Here is a 17,459-nt window from a genome sequence, read left to right on the forward strand (position 1 = left end):
TTGTTATCCCTCCAATTCCTCTACATTTACTCCATGCTCTTCTAAATAGCTGAGAGCAGCGGCAATATCCTGCTTTTCACCGAGCAAGTGGATACTTATATTCCCGACAATTCCGTTTTTCAATTCAATGATATTAGCGGTTAGTATATTGGGTTTTACATTAAATTTTTGACTCATGAGCGCCAGCAGCGGCTGTCCCGTCGATTCGCCTAAAAAAGTAAGTCTGAGCACATTTCCTGATAACTTTAACTGCTGAATAAGCGAGGATGAAAGCTTGCGCTGTGCGATCGTGTTTAAAAACTTTTTGGTCGTTGGATATTGCGGATTGGAAAACAATTCAATGGCTGTTCCCTGCTCGATAATACTGCCTTGTTCCATCACATATACATAATCACATATTTTTTGAATGACGTTCATTTCATGTGTAATGAGCAGAATGGTAATGCCCAGCTCTTTATTGATTTTTAAAAGCAGCTCGAGAATCGAATCTGTTGTTTCCGGATCAAGCGCACTTGTTGCTTCATCGCTTAGCAGCAGCTCAGGTTCTTGGGCCAGGGCTCTGGCTATGGCGACCCGCTGCTTTTGTCCTCCTGATAACTGACTTGGATAAGCATTCACTTTATCTGCTAAACCCACAATCTCTAAATATTTTTTTACTCGATCGCCGACTTCTTTCTTCTGGATGCCAATTAATCTTAAAGGAATGGCAATATTATCATAGACAGTTGCCGTTTTTAATAAATTGAACCCTTGAAAAATCATGCCGATTTTCTTTCTTTTTTCACGTAGATTCTGCTCTGATAAGGAAGTGAGATCTTCTCCTCCAATAATCACCCTGCCCGAGGTTGGGTTTTCGAGCAGATTTACACAGCGGATTAATGTACTTTTACCAGCACCGCTATAGCCGATTACTCCATGGATTTCTCCTGTCTTCACTTCAATATTGGCATTCCGAACTGCTTCAATATCTCCTTTTTTTCCTGAAAAAGTTTTCGAAATATTTTCCAATACAATCATGCTGTACCTCCTTCAAATCTGATCAGCCATTCGATAGATATAATGTGTGACCGTCTTTGTTTGCAGAATGGTGCTCGCGTCCCTTGCAGCGGGAGCGAGCATCCTTCTTTCATTGGAATCTAGATTAAAAGATTATTCCTCCCAGCTTGGAAGAACAGATCCTTGAAATTCTTCTTCAATAAATTTTTTCACTTCTTCTGACTGATAGGCATTTCTGAGCTTTTCAAGGACAGGGTCGTTTTCATTTTCTGCCCGAACAACTAAATAGTTCACATATGGAGAATTCGATGATTCTAGGAGGATGGAATCCTCTTTCGGATTAAGTCCTGCTTCTAAGGCAAAGTTTGTGTTAATCGCAGCAGCATCCAGCTCGCTTAATTGTTTTGGAATTTGCGCTGCATCCAGTTCAATAAACTCGAATTCTTTTGGATTCTCTTCTAAATCATAAATAGTTGCCGTTTCTCTTTTATCCTCAATCAGTTTGATCAGACCCGCTTCTTCTAAAATAAATAAGGCACGTGAACCGTTTGTCGGATCATTTGGCAAACCAATCTTGGCTCCATTCGGCAGATCCTCAATACTTCCAAATTTATCTGAATACACGGCCATTGGATTTAAAATCGTTTTTCCTACCTTTACTAGATCTGTATTATGATCCTCATTAAATTGATTTAAAAAAGGTTCGTGCTGATAGCTGTTTACATCTAAGTCACCTTCTGCAAGCGATGTATTAGGCAGAACATAATCTGTAAATACTTTTAATTCAAGCTCTAATCCATCTTCTGCTGCAACCTCTTTAACCTTTTCAACAATTTGTTCATGCGGTCCAGCTGTAACGCCAATTAATAGTTTTTCTTCACTAAGCGGCTCTGCCTCATCTCCAGAGGCACTGTCACTCCCACAGCCTGCTAAAAATCCAGTTAATAAAATTGATGATAAGATGATTGCCCATTTTTTCATGTTCGTTCCTCCTAAAGTAATTTTTATAAATAAAAATGCCTCTCTTTCAAAAGAAAGAGAGGCATAAGCATACAAAGATACGCTTCCTCTCTTATCTTCCAAAACACAAACGTGTTTTGCAGGATTTAGCACCAATTCATTCTGTTGAATGAACGGTTGCCGAGCTTCACAGGGCCAGTCCCTCAGCTACTCTTGATAAGAGATCAATCAAGTATATTTAATTTTTGGTAACCTTATTGGTAAAATCTACATGAACCATTAATGAATGTCAATATCTTTTTTTTCAAAAAATTAAAACTTAATATATACTAGTTAGAAATATATGCGAGAGGGAGAAAAGTATGACTCATACTGTACGTGCACATTTTGCTGAAGGTTTTGAGGGAAAAACGGTTGTTGCCCGGCTGCTGCCTGGTACAGATTTACTTTCTGGAATTGAAGAGGTCTGCAGAGCAAATCAGATGAAATATGCTACAATCAGCAGCTGTTTTGGCAGTCTTAAAAAAGCTGGTTATGTATACTTGGTGGAAAAGCCCGAGACAAATATCGGTGCTGGCTACGGAGAGCTTATCAGCCGGAATGGTCCAATTGAATTTCTGAATGGAACGGGAATTGTCTGTCAAAGAGATGATCAATTTGAAACCCATATACACGGAACCATGTGTGACCACAACGGTGCCGTCTTTGGCGGTCATTTAATCAAAGGCGAAAATAAAGTGTTAACCGTTGATCTCGTTTTAAAGGAAATCAAAAATATGACCGTTTTGAGGAGCTTTGATTCTGAAACAGGCGGATATCAATTATATCCGTTAGAAAAAGGAAAGACAGAGCCAGCCTTTCTGGAGCTTAATAGTGAAAAATGAATCTTATAAATTAGGTTACTAATAGAACAAAAAGCTGCCTTGACGGCAGCTTTTTTCTTAGCTTATGACTCCTGTGGTGCCGGCAAGCTACCCTTATCATCATCTGGCTCACTTGCATACAGCTTTCTGCTTGGTAACGCAATAGACACATCTTCATTTTCAAGAATCTCAATCAATCTAAAATTAATCTCTTCTTTCACTCGTAAATGCTCGTCCCAAGCCGTTGATTTTGTAAAGAAATAGATGAAAACTTCATAGCCATTTTCCTGATATTTGTCAAAGCGGACAAGGATTGAGTCAGGGTGCACTTCGCTATGACCTTTAATTTCCTCTTCCATTTGCCGCACGACTTTTAATAGTTTGGCTTTCGGTGTTTCATAAGAAATTTTAATATTAAAGCTTACTTGGCGTTTCCCCATTTTACTCCAATTGGTGATCGACTCATTTGCTAACGTATTATTCGGAACAGTTACGATCGCATCTGCAAATGTACGGACCTTGGTACTCCGGAAAGTAATATCCTCTACGGTTCCTTCCACACTCGGCGTCATGATCCAGTCACCGATCGTAAACGGCTTTTCAGTAATTATAATAAAACCGCCGAACAGGTTTCCGATTGCATCCTTTGCAGCAAACGCAATTGCCACACCACCCAGGCCAAGCCCAGCGATAAATCCTGTTACATCATATTCAAATTCCTGTGCAATGATGGTAATACTGATCGCAACAATTATGATTCGAATAGCTTTCGACATAAACGGAATTAAAATATCATCAATTTCTAATTTAAACCGGTTCTTTACTTTGGCAAAGAAAATCGATGATGCTGAAGCTAAGTTATATAAGCCCCAAGTAATTAGGACGATCACTGACGCAGAAATAAAACTGTCAAAGAAACCATCTGGAGCTGGCCGAAATGGAAAATATCTAGACGCAATTTCAATACCTATTATGATAAACAACCATTGCAGCGGCTTCTCAAACGACACGAAAATATGCCTTAACATATCGGTTGGCGCCTTGTTGCTCAACCGAAGAATTAACGAGTAAACATATTTAGAAAATAACTTCCTAAACACTAAAAATAACAGGAAAATCCCTATAGATATTCCTATTTGCGTCCACATTTCAACATCATAAAATAAAGCCCAATTCATCAAATACCTCCTAAAAACTGTTTTCCTAAAATAGTATTCTATTTGCATACTTTCATTTTTAGCAGCAATTTTTAATAGCAATTATTAACTTCACCCTAGGAAACTAGTTCTTATGATAACATAGATTACTGTATCTTTTTAAGAGGTTGCTTTTTACAAAAGGGTTCCTGAATTGGCACTTTCCGTTAGATGTGAAAAGATTTTTTGACTGAATCTAGACTTTGAATAACTATAATCTCAAAGTGTTAAAATTCAAAAATTAATTGATGAACTTTTGTAAAAGCAAGAGTTTATATACCTTGTTCTTCTTGAGCATCTAATCTTCACGAGAATAAATGTTTTTATTCTTTAATCCAATCTACATCCTTTTTCAGCAAACTCAAGGTTCTCGCTTCCATACTGCCAGGCTGTACTTGATAATTGTAGAGCCATTTCGCTTGAGGGGGCAGGCTCATAAAGATCGATTCTATTCTGCCATTCGTGTCGAGACCAAATTTTGTTCCGCGGTCGTATACGAGGTTGAATTCTGCATACCTGCTTCTGCGCACATACTGCCATTCTTTTTCCGCTTCACCATATGTCTTATGTTTATTTTCTTCTACAAGCTGACTGTAAATAGGCACAAACGAGTCACCGACATCTTTTACAAAATCAAAAAGCTTTTCAATCGATGTGTTCTCATCTACTCTTAATCGATCAAAGAAAATACCGCCGATTCCTCGCGTTTCCTGGCGATGCTTTATATAGAAATAACGGTCTGCCCACTCTTTGAATGCCGGGTAATAATTTGGATCATGTTGATCACATAGACGCTTTATGCTGCGATGAAAATAATCCGCCTGCTGTTCGTCAACATATATAGGTGTTAGGTCAATTCCGCCACCAAACCACTTATCTCCATTCGACATTTCAAAATAACGGACATTCATGTGAATGATCGGTACATAGGGATTGACAGGATGCATAATAATAGAAACACCAGTAGCTAAAAATTCATGCCCGCTAGGCAATTTAAGTCCTGCAGACATGGTTTCAGGAAGTGCTCCATAAACATGAGAAAAGTTAACGCCTCCCTTTTCAAAGACCAGTCCATTTTCAATGACTCTAGCTCTTCCGCCGCCACCGCCTGGGCGATCCCACTGATCCTCATGAAAACGTGCACTTCCATCTAGCAATTCTATCTTTTGGCATATATCATCCTGAAGATTCTTAAAGGTTTGCAGAATGATGTCCTTATCAACTTTTACAGCAGCTTGAATTAGATGATTCATTTCTTTTCCCTCCCCGTTATTTTTTCACTATTCTTACAAATAATAGTATAATTTTTGTCACTTATTGTAAACTTGCAAATAAGTGGCTATTTACTCTAACCCCTATATATAGTAAAGTTATTCTAAATTTTATCTGCAGATTAAGCGGCATTCCCGCACAAAATAAATTTAAGGAGAATGAAATGATCATCAGGGAAATAGAAAAAAAGGATAATAAAGTGATAGAAGCAATTATAAAAGAATCACTAGAGTCTGTTCAGTTAAACATACAAGGAACGGCTTACTTTGATCCGCAGTTAGGAACGTTATTTGAGCATTACCAGTCACTGAAGAATTCTAAGTATTGGGTGGCGGAGCTTGATCATGAAGTAGTTGGCGGGATTGGAATTGGTGTTTTTGATGAGGATAAAGGAATATGTGAACTGCAAAAGCTTTATTTAAAGGATAAAGTGCAGGGAAAAGGATATGCCAATCTGTTAATGAAAACCGCCTTAGCATACGCATCTCAGCACTATAACTCTTGCTATCTTGAGACGCGCCATGAACTAAAGGCGGCGGGTGGTTTGTATCAGAAATATGGTTTTAAGCTGTTATCTGAACCGATACTGGGATCGGAACATTCGGCAATGGATGCCTGGTATTTAAAAGAACTGAACTGACGCATTTCTCTGTTTGATCATGTTCTATCAGATTTCCAGCACACTAGCCGGAAATATCACGTTTATTATAAAAGAATGTACCTGTAACCATAATCAATGCAGCGATTATGGTCATCATGATCGCTGCCGGATAATCCATGCTTTCTACAGGAATTTTCGGAATATACCCGTATGGCGAAAGCTTATTCATCCAATCTGGGAACTGCAGTAAGTTTCCTAAATAAACAACAATAAAAGAATAAAGCAAGTAAATCCAAGTTAAAGCTCCATACTTTGCTGAAATCCCCACCAATAAAACTGAAATACTGATCATCAGTAATAAAGCAGGAAGAAAAGCAAATGCTCCTTTAAAGATTGTACTCAATTGAAATGGCTCTTCCATTACAGCGGCTGCAGCGAACCACAATCCAATTGCCATCGCTAATAGCATAAATAACGCTGAAATAAGGGCCAAAAAAATATAGCTCCACAAATATCGGTTTCGAGAGATTGCTAGACTGTATATATTTTCTGCCCTGCCCTTTTTTTCTTCCCCAGCCAGCTTCAAAACGGACATCAAGACAGGAATTGTTCCCATCATCGCCATAACGGATAGCAGCATTGGCAGAAATTGCTCTGTCAATGTATAGCCTTCAACAGGGACCAGCATATTCTTCATTAGGTCAACATCTTGAAAAAAGGACTCTAAATCTCCTAGAACTGCACCGTATGAAATCCCCAGGATAAACATCCCTGCTGTCCAGCAGATGAAACCTGTTCGCTGCAGTCTAAAAGTTAATCCAATGGGACTCAGAAACGTTTTATTTGCCTTTTTCCGTCCTTTTCCAGCAGGTAAAAAACCAGTATCCAAGTCTCTAATGGACTGTAAATAAAAAGCTGCTCCGGCAAAGAATAGTCCAATTCCTGCTGCGGCAAAAATCGGCAGCCAATCATTCTCCACATAAACCTTTGTGCCTGTCACATACCCAAAAGGGGAGAACCAGGATAGACCAGATTGATCAATATCTCCAAGAGCACGAAGCAAATAGAACCCGCCAAGTGCAGAAAAAGAAAGCCCCAAAGCACTTCTTGCATTCTGTGTGAGCTGATTAAAAATAGCAGTAAGCCCCGTAAATATGAATCCTCCTGCACCAATAGCAGCGCCATATAGCAAGGAGCCTTTTAAATCCATACTCTCAATCTTCATAACCGCCAACCCAAACCCAATGATCAGAGCCAGCGCTACATTTACAAAAGTAAGAACAATAAAGGAAGCAGAAATGTTTGCTAATCTGCCTACTGGAAATGAACGGATTAGCTCTATTCTTCCTTCTTCCTCATCTGCTCGTAAATGTCTTGTCACAAGCAAAATCGACATAATGGCAGCAGCGATAGCAGTAAATAACAGCATTTGGTGGGCCATCATGGCTCCAGGAGTATAGTTATCCAGTCCATAGCCAGGTCCCACCATTGCAATAATAGCTGGATTATTCATGGTCGCTGCAATACTTTGCCTCTCTTCCGCTGTTTGATACAAATCAGGAAAAACAGCAGCAACCGAATAGGTGAAAAATAAAATTCCCATGATCCAAATCGGAATGACAAAACGGTCTCGCTTTAAAAGGAATAAAACAAGCTGCCCGGTATGCTGAAACAGTCGATTTTTCACCTTATTTCCCCCTTGGCTGAGAAGGCTGAGTCTCATAATGCCGCATAAACAAATCCCCTAAAGTCGGAGGGGCACTTTCAATTCTGATCACACCAAACCTGCTGACATATTCCATAATGCTTCCGATCTCTTCGGAATCTGCCTGAAACTGCACAATGTTTCCGTTCCATTCACTGCCATGCACACCTTTTAACATTTCAAGGTCACCCATTTTTTCAGCCGTTTCAACCAGCAGACTTGTTCGAGTTAAATGCCGAAGCTCTTTTAAGGTTCCCGTTTCAATCATCGTGCCCTCGCGAATAATTCCGACTCGGTCACAAAGCTTTTCTACCTCGGATAAAATATGACTGGACAGGATGACACTTCCCCCAGCTTCTTTCACATCCATAACACACTCCTGAAAGACCTTTTCCATCAGAGGATCCAATCCTGATGTAGGTTCATCCAGAATATATAGATCAGCTTGGGCTGAAAAGGCTGAAACAAGTGCTACCTTTTGCCGGTTTCCTTTTGAGTATGTCCGGCACTTTTTAGTGGGATCTAATTGAAATCTTTCAATCATTTCATCTCTTTTACTGTTCTTTTCGCTTCCTCGAAGCTTTAAAAATAAGTCAATTACTTCTCCGCCTGTTAGATTGGGCCAGAGGTTCACATCTCCCGGAACATATGCTAATCGCTTGTGGATTTCTACGGCATCTCTCCATGCATCCATTCCAAAAATCGCCGCATCTCCAGAACTGGCTTTTAACAAACCTAACAAAATGCGGATGGTCGTGGATTTCCCCGCACCATTTGGTCCGATAAAGCCATAGACCTCTCCTTTATCCACAGATAGATCTACACCAGATAATGCTGAAAACATCCCAAATTTTTTTGTCAGATTCCTTGTTTCTACAACTGCCATGTTTCTCCACCTCACCTATTCCAAGTTAAAGTTTTGAAATATTTTTATCTATATATTTCATAATATATAAAGTTGTAATATTTTACAACAAGTTATGAACTAATCCATTTGTTTTATTTCAAAATTTTTATTACACTAAAACAGAGGTGAAAGAAATGGACGGGTTTACTCGCCGTAAAGAACAGAAGAAACAAAATATCTTAGAGGCCGCTTTAAACTTATTTATTGAATATGGTACCGAAAAGGTATCAATATCTGAGATTGCACAAAAAGCAAATGTCTCCCAAGTAACCATCTATAATTATTTCGAAAGCAAACATAATCTAATACAAGAAGTAATCATTTTCTATGTTGACCAAATTTCTGATTATTTTGACGAGATCATTTACGGCAATGCACCATTTCCCGAAAAGATTCATCAAATTATTTTTAATAAAAGTGAACAAGCCAATGAGATTCATGAAGATTTCTATCAATATCTAATGAAAGAGCATGCTTCTGGAGTAAGTTATCTCGAAAAGGTATATGCCGAAAAGTCATTGAAAGGCTTTATGCACTTATTCGAAGAAGGACGGCAAAAAGGGTATATTGATCCTTCTATTTCAAATGAAGCTATATTAGCTTTTATCCACATTATGAATGAAGGCATGAAAAAAGGAGAAATCTCTAACAAAATTCTTCCGTTCGCAGAAGAAATCACTAAACTGATGTTTTATGGGATCTTGGGGAATCAGCGAACTGACAAGAACGAATAACCACGGACCGCGGATCCATATTGGATTCGCAGTTCGTGGTTATTGTGGTTGCTTTGTTTTTTCGTCTGCTACAATTATTGAGTTAGTCAGTTTGCGATTGGTCAGTTGGTGGGTACTTGTCTTGATCACTCTTTTTCAAGACTGAAGGGCAGAATTCCTGCCTCTTTCTAACATTAAACCATATAGGTGGAAAGCAGGATCTCTATTAACAATGATGTGCTTATTTTTTTATTCCGAAAATTTACCCACATGGCAAAATTCACAATCAACAGAACTTACCCACATCTTATTCACAATTAACCTTACTTATCAACAGAACTATCCCCATACACATTAGTGCTATTCTCTAAGAGCCTGTTGATAATGACGAATTTATCCACATTATCAACATAATAGTTTGCGGAGAACTTGTGGATAAATTAGAAAAATGCCCACTTATCCACAACTTAACCCTGTTATTCTTGAATCACGTATTGACTATATTTCTCAGCATCACTATTTTTACAGATGACATGCAGGATTGTGCCTTTTTCATCATATTCTGTTGATATTACATCGGCATTGTTGTTAAAATACGAAACAATTTCGCCGTCTGTATAAGGGATAAGCATTTTTTGCTGTGAATAATCGTTTAGAATTTCTGTGCTGATTTTATTGGTCAATTCCTCTAGTCCCTGCCTCTTTTTCGCAGACAGATAGAATCTGCTATTGCTGACAGAAGGGGACTCCATATCTGTTAAGTCGACTTTATTGTATACATAAATCATAGGTATACCCTTTACACCAATTTCATGCAATACTTTTTCGGTTAGCAATTTATGCTGTTCATGGTTCGGATCTGATGCATCAAGAACATGGATAAGCAGGTCTGCTTCTGTCACTTCCTCCAGTGTTGATCGAAATGCCCTGACGAGATGATGTGGAAGCTTGTGAATAAATCCAACTGTATCTGTTAATAAGAAGACACGATTATTTTCGAGCTCGAGTCTGCGCACAGCCGTTTCCAGTGTGGCAAACAGCATATCCTTCTCAAACACAAGCTTTTCATCTTTGTCGCCATATTTTTCAAGCATTGCATTCATCAGCGTAGATTTGCCCGCATTTGTATAGCCAACAAGAGCCGCAACAGGCACGTCTTTTTTATTGCGCTGCTTTCTTTGCGTTTTTCTTTGCAGCGTTAATTGTTCCAGTTCTGTGGATAACTTACTGATCTTTTCTTCGATTTTGCGGCGATCCAATTCTAGCTTGGTTTCACCTGCACCTCTATTTTTTAATCCGGAGCCGCCGCCTTGACGACCTAAATCTTCACGAGTGCCAATCAGCCTGGGAAGCAAATATTTAAGCCGAGCCATTTCAACCTGCAGCTGTGCCTCTCTTGTTTTCGCTCTGCTTGCAAAAATATTTAAAATAAGAGTTGTTCTGTCGATTACCTCACACTTTAGCTCTTCTTCAAGATTGCGGATTTGCGAAGGTGAAAGCTCATCATCAAACACGACAAGCTCAGAATCCTCTTGTTCAATCAGCATTCGCAGCTCCTCCACCTTGCCAGGACCCATATAGTAGCCTTTATGAATATGCTTTACATTTTGCGTAAGCGCACCAGCCACCTCTAAATCGCATGCTTCAGCTAAATTGGAAAGCTCCTCCATCGAACTTTTAAAATTTTCCTGTTGATTGCTGTTTACATTTACTCCAGCTAATATGACTTTTCTCTTCATAAAATGATTCCTCCCTTTCATTACAAACTTCATGCCTGCATTGTGTAATCGGGAGTAGTCCTTTTGAAATAAAGGAAATAACGATAAAGTTAATTGCCGACCGGCAAGCCTAAAAAGGTGTAGCCAGAGGCTTAACTGCATTTATACTTTCATTTGAAGTCGGAGCTGAATAGAATTTTCTCCTTTACGCTCATTTAGACTTTCTGAAGGTATAAAAAAAGACAGCAAAAAAGAGAGAACGATTCATCCCCTCTTCTTTGCCGTTATATGCAAATGTAACTTCCTCTAATGAAGGCAGACCAATCCCGTTTACCCTGCAAGGCGCAGAGTTTTTGACCATATTCAGTTACTGGTTCAAAGTGGGAAAACGTAGTCTGATTGATTGCATTAGTGGAAGCCTCCGTTCATTTAAGTTAGCAACATCATATCATTCGCTGGAATATAAAGCAAGATGACAATAGCCTATTTTATGACTGCTGAAGCTTAACTGCAGCATTTTTTTGTTTCAGTTTCTTTTGCCAGATCATGGTCACCGTCATTGTAACAGAAAGGAATACCAGACCTAGAATAAATGGATATATAATATTCACATCATAAAGCATTCCGGCAATCGTTGGCCCTAAAATATTTCCGATACTCATATAAGAGTTATTCATGCCCATCGCAAAGCCTTGTTCATTGCCCGCTAATTTTGAAATAAGCGTGTTTAATACCGGGCGGAGAATCGATGTAGCTAAAAAGATTAATAATGTGATGGCAAAGAAAACAGCATAGCTTGAAGCAAATAAGGTTAATAAGAAACCAAAAGCTGCAACGCCTAAGAAGATGTTTAATACTTTACCTTCACCAATTTTTGAAACAAGACGATCAACAATAAACAATTGAACAACCACACTAATAATACCAGTGGCTGTAATCATAAGAGCAATATCCTGAGGTGAGGCACCAAATTGATTATCTACAAAAAGTCCTAATACGGATTCATAAGCCATTAATCCGAAGCTCATCACAAGCGTAATAATAAGCGGAACAAAATAAGGCATTTTTACAGAGCGAATCATTTTGCTTGCCATTGATTCTTCCTGTACATTTTTTGCAGCTGCTGCAGCCTGCTCAGACATACTTTCTTTTAATACAATAACAGAGAAAATAACAGCAACAAGGGAGACAAGGGCAGAAACAAGGAAAGGCACCTTTAATCCATACTCCGCTAAAAATCCACCGACACCGGGACCGATTACAATCCCTAATGACATAGCTGCAGATACAAGGCTATTTCCTTTTGCACGCTGATCCATCGTTGTAATATCAGCAACATAGGCAAAGATCGCCGGAATCATCAGGGCTGCACCAACTCCTCCAATTACGCGGGAGACATACAGCAGGTAAATGGAATCAACGGCATAAAAAACAAACATAGATGCGGTTAAACCAGATAAACCAAATATAATCATTTTTCTGCGGCCGTATTGATCAGTCCATTTTCCTGCAATGGGAGACATGATCAGCTGTGCACCAGCAAAAATCGCAATCATGAGCCCAGCTGCAGTTCCCCCCTGATTAATTGATTCTAGATATTGAGGGAGGATCGGGATGACAATCCCAAAACTTCCTATGGCAATAAACATATTGACCATTAAAATCGTTAATTTCTTCCTTTGATCAGGAGACATCGTAAAACCTCACTTTCATACTGTATAGTTGATAAAATTTATTGAATGCGAAAAATAAAAGATCCTATCCGTCATAATGGGATAGGATCCAGTCTAACCGTAGAAAAAGGCATAGTGCTGTCACACTAAGCATAAATGATCATTTTCTATCCAATTTTAGACTAATCCTATTTAAAAGAGTTCTTCAAAAAACGAAAATTTATTAAAACAGGATTAGCAGATCATTTTTCTATGGTCACCTCTTCAAATTTTATCTTTAAATCTTACATGGTTTTTTCCAGTTAATCAAGTTAATTATTATAAAAACAAGTTAAAATCCATAAGTATATTTGGCTTCAGTGGATCTTCTTTTAGTGAGATCAATGAACCCATTTTCCTGCTTTCAGATAAGACAAAAGCGGAATCTCTGGATCTCAACACAGCACTTTTCCTGTTTTTTTAGACCCATTTTCACTTTAAACAATCCTAGTTATACCCATTTTCTCCAAAAGGCATAAGCTCATCCAGCCATTTTTGTTCTAATTTTTCAAGTTCCTTTTTGCTGTCAAAATAGCCTTCTTCAGGCTGTTTTAACACTTCTACAACTTCTATTTGAAATGAATCGCTTCCCAATCTGCTCCAGTCCTCCTGCAGCTCTTTATGAAAACTTGTTCCATTATTTAGTGTAAACTTAACTCCATTTAATGTTTTTAGATTAGGAGTACTTCCAATAAAAATCCGCCCATTTTCTTTATTTGTGATTTTATAAACACCTGCTTCCACTTTTGTTTCCTTATATAATTGCTTTAATTCTTTTCTTCGTTCCAAAATATTCAGCCTGCCTCTCGGTTATTTTTTCAGCCAATATGCACTGCCGTCTTTTTCACGTGCTAGAAATCCATACTCTATTAAATACCGTCTCAGCAATACATAATCATCAAACACGCCAGCTAATACTGTGTTCATTTCTTTCTCATCATACTTTTTCTCCGGGCTGATTCTTTCTGCTGCGGCTCTTAAAATAATGAGTCTTTGCTTTTCCTTTGGAGGAAAGGATGCCAGTTTCCCTTCCACACCTTGAGGAAAATACTTATTCAGGATCTTAATGCTCTCTTCTTCTGTCACATTGTAGCGGTCATCAATCATTCGGGCATGAGGGTGGATTGGGATAAAAGCCGGCTCATCATGGTCATGTTCCTTCAGCAGCTCCATCAGTGTTAAAAACAGTTTTGCCTGACGCTCCTTTTCTTTCAGAACAAACCGATGATTTCGTATTGTCGAGGCACTGCCAATCCCCATTTCCTCCCGAATTTCCCTATCACTTTTTCCCTCATAAAATAAACGCAGCAGCCGGTTTTGATGTTCCGTTAAACCTGTCAGCTTCTTATCTAATCCCATCAAGTGATGAAAAACAGACTGATGCTCCTCTTTTAGATGAAGCTGCATAAATTTTTCCGCTTCGTAAAAGACGCCATGCTGCTCATACACAATTCCTCTTTCTGATGATCTCCCGCATAATAAGCAAACAAAATGCTGCCCTTTCTCTATATAACCTTTTTTCAATTCCTCTACGGTTGCATCCCAGAACAATTCCTCCGCTTTCATAAATAGACACCTCTTAATTATGTTTGTTTATTTATAGACATTATAGAATTATGTTTGTTTTATGTCAATACTCAGATTTGAATATGATCTAGGAATCACTGAGGTGCAAAACGATGCCTTCTTGAATTTCGAAAAAAAAAACGCCTGCAAATTTGCGGACGTTTATGTTTCTTATTCAAATTCTTCCATGCAGGATGTATCGATAATCCAGGGTTCCCCGCTGATTGCATTGATGCAGCGGATATGACCTTTTGTTTGTGGAAAAGAAGGGACAAAAGCTAATGAATACATGCCGTTTTCCAGATCTTTTACCCATGACAGCTCCATGGACAGACCCTTTTTATATGTTTCCGCTGCTTCTTCTATCGTAATAGACTGCTGAATATTTAGCATACTAAGATCAGCAAAAATAACCTGATCTGTTTCAACTCTAAGCAGGGAGCCTGTTTTGGCGCTGATTTCGATGGCAATTTCAGCATTTTGAACTTTTATGCCTTGTTCAAAACGGTGATAACAAAAACGATAAGCATATATTTCTGATTGACCTTCATTGGTATAATGGTGCAATTCGGCATCACCTTGAAGTAATTGAAACGTACTTTTATTTTTTGTATATTCTTCTGATATTACTTCATTTGCTTTTTTCAGCGCTTGTTCTGCTGTCACCATTGTTGCATTTGCATTATTATCTTCACTTAGTAAGCGCAGTAATCCACCATCCTGATTGAATAGCAGCTTAACCGTATCTGGAATCGCTAATTGAATTTCTGCCAGTTCCGCATTCTCAACAGCAAGCTCTTGTTTGTTTTTTTTGCTCCAAACCTCGATGCGGCCCTTCTTTGTTTTGCTTTCGTAAATCTTCATGTGATCTTCCGTTAATCCTGCCAGTGTATATAAATCAGCAGGATCGGACAGATAGACTTTCCCAGCATATTGCTGGCGTTCGACTCCAAACATTTCGATTGTCTGCAGCTTTCCGTCTGCTCCTACCTCCATCACATAATCTTCTATTTCATAGACAAAGTAATAACGGTTATCTCCGTTGACATATGTATCTTTATCATATTTAGCTATGACAGGCACTAACCGAAGCTCTTGCAAAAAGATATTCTTTGCTTTTTCAGCAGTGATACAGCTTTTCGGATAAATGACCTCAACTTTATGATAATCTCTCTCCACATGACTGATCGTTCCATTTGGCATAATTGAAAAACTTACCCCAGAATTAGGAAGTTCAAATCCAAACTTTTTGTCCTTCTGATTAAAGACAATCATCGTGAAATCATCCATATCAATTAATGCAGATAAACAGAGCGTTTCACTGAAATCCCTTGGATAAAATTCATCAATAAAGGTGTATGCTTTATTAATAAGCACATCCCTCTTTAATGGTCCTGTTTGAGATTCTTCATCATTATAGGTAGAAAAGTTAGCCAGACCTTCTTCATCAAAATTCGCGGAAGCAATCACCTCATCTTCCTCACGATCAATAAAGTCAAAAGAGTTAGGATCGCCCTCTGCCGGGAAAACATCAATTTCCAAAACATCAAATCCATATATGTATGTTTTTAATTTGTCTAACACTGTTTTGTTCACTGTATGGGCCCCTCTTTAAAGAAAAATGGTTAGTTGAATTTTACCATAAACAATTCTTAGAAGTTAACTATTCCAAGTATAATCTGTTCATCGCTCCGAAAGTACACAAAAACCTCACAAATGAGGATTATTGCAGGTGCTGATTCATGATCTCATATGTGTTACATGGTATGATATAGAGAACTTATCTGCTGCTTACAAGCAAATGAAATGTTCAATATACTCTCCAAAAGAAGGAGTGCGGAATAGATGGAAAACTACAAGCCATTACGGCAAAAACAACAAGAATATTTTCGTAGCAATCAAACCAAAAGCATTTCATTTCGATTAGAAGCATTGGATCAATTGCGCTCCATAATTAAAGCTCATGAACAAGAGATTATAGATGCACTTCGCAAAGACTTAAACAAGTCAGAATTTGAAGCATATACAACGGAAATTGGTATCCTATTGGAGGAAATTAAGTTTACAAAAAAGCATTTACACAAATGGGCAAAACCTCGAAAAGTGAAGACTGCTTTAAGCCATACAGGAACAAAAGGCTATATTTATCCGCAGCCATATGGAAGCGCCTTAATTATTGCACCCTGGAATTACCCGTTCCAGCTGGCGATCGCTCCTTTAATAGGCGCAATCAGTGCTGGAAATTGTGCCATTATTAAACCGTCAGAGCTTACGCCAGCCATTTCTGCTCTCATTAAGAAGATGATAGAATCTGTATTTCCCGAAGAGTACATTGCAGTCGTGGAAGGTGCCGTTGAAACAAGTCAAGCCTTGCTGAACGAGCCTTTTGACTATTTATTCTTTACGGGAAGTGTACCTGTTGGAAAGATTGTAATGGAAGCAGCCTCAAAGCATCTGACTCCTCTTACACTTGAGCTTGGCGGAAAAAGCCCTGCCATTGTTCATCATGATGCAGACTTAAAGCTTGCAGCTAAGCGCATTGCCTGGGGCAAATTTATCAATGCAGGTCAAACGTGCATCGCACCAGATTATGTTTATGTACATGAAAAGGTAAGAGAGTCATTTTTAACGTGCCTAAAAGATGCCATTGCCGACCTATATGGCAAACAACCGCTCGAAAATCGTGACTATACCCACATTGTCAGCGAAAAGCACTTTAATCGCCTTCAAGAGTTTCTGACAAGCGGCCAAATTGCATACGGCGGAAAAACGAATAAAGAAAACCTCTCCATTGAACCAACTGTCATCACAGATGTAAATTGGGGATCACCTATTATGGGGGATGAAATATTTGGTCCTCTCCTTCCAATTATGGAATACAAGGACATTGATGATGTTATAGCAGGTGTTTTAAACTTTCCGAACCCGCTTGCGCTCTATTTATTTACTAGTGATAAGCAGATTGAACATCATGTTCTTGAAAGCATTTCATTTGGCGGCGGCTGCATTAATGACACGCTATACCATCTGGCCACTCCCCACCTGCCTTTTGGAGGAGTTGGAACAAGCGGGATGGGTTCCTATCATGGCAAGAGCAGCTTTAATGCCTTTTCTCATGAAAAAAGTGTCCTGAAACAGTCGACTGTTTTTGATATGCCATTTCGCTATCCGAATAGTAAGGATGGATTGAAGTGGATTCGGAGGTTTTTGGGTTAGACCACACCAGCAATCAGCAGAAAGATTTATAATA

At 38.7% G+C, this 17,459-nt stretch carries 15 protein-coding genes and 1 riboswitch; of the genes, 4 read left to right on the forward strand and 11 right to left on the reverse strand.

Annotated elements, in window-relative coordinates:
• Nucleotides 1–3: 3 nt before the first annotated feature.
• The gene (locus J1899_RS19110) at nt 4–1,017 is read right to left on the reverse strand and encodes a methionine ABC transporter ATP-binding protein (RefSeq protein ID WP_214475960.1); all 1,014 of its coding nucleotides are present in this window, start codon (nt 1,015–1,017) and stop codon (nt 4–6) included.
• Between the two features lie 132 nt (nt 1,018–1,149).
• Nucleotides 1,150–1,977 carry a MetQ/NlpA family ABC transporter substrate-binding protein gene (locus tag J1899_RS19115; protein ID WP_214475970.1) on the reverse strand — a complete coding sequence of 276 codons (828 nt, stop codon included), beginning with the start codon at nt 1,975–1,977 and terminating at the stop codon, nt 1,150–1,152.
• Nucleotides 1,978–2,065: 88 nt separating this feature from the next.
• Nucleotides 2,066–2,179: riboswitch (SAM riboswitch) on the reverse strand.
• Nucleotides 2,180–2,318: 139 nt separating this feature from the next.
• Between J1899_RS19115 and J1899_RS19120 the strand changes: the two genes are divergently transcribed.
• Nucleotides 2,319–2,840: a PPC domain-containing DNA-binding protein gene (locus J1899_RS19120; protein ID WP_066442716.1), complete on the forward strand. Its 522-nt coding sequence runs from the start codon at nt 2,319–2,321 to the stop codon at nt 2,838–2,840.
• Nucleotides 2,841–2,902: 62 nt separating this feature from the next.
• On the opposite strand, the gene J1899_RS19125 is transcribed toward J1899_RS19120, so the two are convergent.
• A complete protein-coding gene (locus J1899_RS19125; RefSeq protein WP_214475972.1) occupies nt 2,903–3,997 on the reverse strand; it encodes a mechanosensitive ion channel family protein in 1,095 nt (364 codons plus the stop codon).
• A gap of 341 nt (nt 3,998–4,338) precedes the next feature.
• The gene (gene hemF, locus J1899_RS19130) at nt 4,339–5,268 is read right to left on the reverse strand and encodes an oxygen-dependent coproporphyrinogen oxidase (RefSeq protein WP_214475974.1); all 930 of its coding nucleotides are present in this window, start codon (nt 5,266–5,268) and stop codon (nt 4,339–4,341) included.
• 182 nt (nt 5,269–5,450) lie between these two features.
• Between hemF and J1899_RS19135 the strand changes: the two genes are divergently transcribed.
• Nucleotides 5,451–5,927 (forward strand): GNAT family N-acetyltransferase, encoded by a 477-nt coding sequence (locus J1899_RS19135; RefSeq protein ID WP_066442713.1) that lies wholly within the window; start codon nt 5,451–5,453, stop codon nt 5,925–5,927.
• Between the two features lie 43 nt (nt 5,928–5,970).
• Here J1899_RS19135 and J1899_RS19140 read toward each other — a convergent pair whose 3' ends face one another.
• Both J1899_RS19140 and J1899_RS19145 read right to left on the reverse strand, forming a co-directional pair.
• Entirely contained in the window at nt 5,971–7,575 is a 1,605-nt protein-coding gene (locus tag J1899_RS19140) for an ABC transporter permease (protein ID WP_214475976.1), read from the reverse strand.
• A 1-nt stretch (nt 7,576) separates the two neighbouring features.
• Nucleotides 7,577–8,479 carry an ABC transporter ATP-binding protein gene (locus J1899_RS19145; protein ID WP_214475978.1) on the reverse strand — a complete coding sequence of 301 codons (903 nt, stop codon included), beginning with the start codon at nt 8,477–8,479 and terminating at the stop codon, nt 7,577–7,579.
• A 155-nt stretch (nt 8,480–8,634) separates the two neighbouring features.
• Between J1899_RS19145 and J1899_RS19150 the strand changes: the two genes are divergently transcribed.
• Entirely contained in the window at nt 8,635–9,234 is a 600-nt protein-coding gene (locus J1899_RS19150; RefSeq protein ID WP_214475981.1) for a TetR/AcrR family transcriptional regulator, read from the forward strand.
• A gap of 455 nt (nt 9,235–9,689) precedes the next feature.
• Here J1899_RS19150 and hflX read toward each other — a convergent pair whose 3' ends face one another.
• The 5 genes from hflX to J1899_RS19175 all read right to left on the reverse strand — a co-directional run bounded on the left by hflX (nt 9,690) and on the right by J1899_RS19175 (nt 15,805).
• A complete protein-coding gene (gene hflX, locus J1899_RS19155) occupies nt 9,690–10,952 on the reverse strand; it encodes a GTPase HflX (protein ID WP_214475982.1) in 1,263 nt (420 codons plus the stop codon).
• A gap of 467 nt (nt 10,953–11,419) precedes the next feature.
• On the reverse strand, nt 11,420–12,625 hold the full coding sequence (locus tag J1899_RS19160; protein WP_214475984.1) for an MFS transporter: 1,206 nt from the start codon (nt 12,623–12,625) through the stop codon (nt 11,420–11,422).
• Between the two features lie 465 nt (nt 12,626–13,090).
• Nucleotides 13,091–13,432 carry a GIY-YIG nuclease family protein gene (locus tag J1899_RS19165; RefSeq protein ID WP_214475987.1) on the reverse strand — a complete coding sequence of 114 codons (342 nt, stop codon included), beginning with the start codon at nt 13,430–13,432 and terminating at the stop codon, nt 13,091–13,093.
• Nucleotides 13,433–13,453: 21 nt separating this feature from the next.
• The gene (locus J1899_RS19170; protein ID WP_214475989.1) at nt 13,454–14,209 is read right to left on the reverse strand and encodes a DUF2087 domain-containing protein; all 756 of its coding nucleotides are present in this window, start codon (nt 14,207–14,209) and stop codon (nt 13,454–13,456) included.
• Nucleotides 14,210–14,380: 171 nt separating this feature from the next.
• Nucleotides 14,381–15,805 (reverse strand): hypothetical protein, encoded by a 1,425-nt coding sequence (locus J1899_RS19175; protein ID WP_214475990.1) that lies wholly within the window; start codon nt 15,803–15,805, stop codon nt 14,381–14,383.
• A gap of 249 nt (nt 15,806–16,054) precedes the next feature.
• Between J1899_RS19175 and J1899_RS19180 the strand changes: the two genes are divergently transcribed.
• The gene (locus J1899_RS19180) at nt 16,055–17,425 is read left to right on the forward strand and encodes an aldehyde dehydrogenase (RefSeq protein WP_214475992.1); all 1,371 of its coding nucleotides are present in this window, start codon (nt 16,055–16,057) and stop codon (nt 17,423–17,425) included.
• The last annotated feature ends 34 nt before the right edge of the window (nt 17,426–17,459 follow it).

This window comes from Cytobacillus gottheilii (assembly GCF_018582665.1).
Lineage (GTDB): Bacteria > Bacillota > Bacilli > Bacillales > Cytobacillaceae > Cytobacillus > Cytobacillus gottheilii.

Coding starts and splice junctions, on each gene's coding strand:
- J1899_RS19110 (WP_214475960.1), bottom strand. CDS start 1,017: ATGATTGTATTGGAAAATATTTCGAAAACTTTTTCAGGAAAAAAAGGA.
- J1899_RS19115 (WP_214475970.1), bottom strand. CDS start 1,977: ATGAAAAAATGGGCAATCATCTTATCATCAATTTTATTAACTGGATTT.
- J1899_RS19120 (WP_066442716.1), top strand. CDS start 2,319: ATGACTCATACTGTACGTGCACATTTTGCTGAAGGTTTTGAGGGAAAA.
- J1899_RS19125 (WP_214475972.1), bottom strand. CDS start 3,997: ATGAATTGGGCTTTATTTTATGATGTTGAAATGTGGACGCAAATAGGA.
- hemF (WP_214475974.1), bottom strand. CDS start 5,268: ATGAATCATCTAATTCAAGCTGCTGTAAAAGTTGATAAGGACATCATT.
- J1899_RS19135 (WP_066442713.1), top strand. CDS start 5,451: ATGATCATCAGGGAAATAGAAAAAAAGGATAATAAAGTGATAGAAGCA.
- J1899_RS19145 (WP_214475978.1), bottom strand. CDS start 8,479: ATGGCAGTTGTAGAAACAAGGAATCTGACAAAAAAATTTGGGATGTTT.
- J1899_RS19150 (WP_214475981.1), top strand. CDS start 8,635: ATGGACGGGTTTACTCGCCGTAAAGAACAGAAGAAACAAAATATCTTA.
- hflX (WP_214475982.1), bottom strand. CDS start 10,952: ATGAAGAGAAAAGTCATATTAGCTGGAGTAAATGTAAACAGCAATCAA.
- J1899_RS19160 (WP_214475984.1), bottom strand. CDS start 12,625: ATGTCTCCTGATCAAAGGAAGAAATTAACGATTTTAATGGTCAATATG.
- J1899_RS19170 (WP_214475989.1), bottom strand. CDS start 14,209: ATGAAAGCGGAGGAATTGTTCTGGGATGCAACCGTAGAGGAATTGAAA.
- J1899_RS19180 (WP_214475992.1), top strand. CDS start 16,055: ATGGAAAACTACAAGCCATTACGGCAAAAACAACAAGAATATTTTCGT.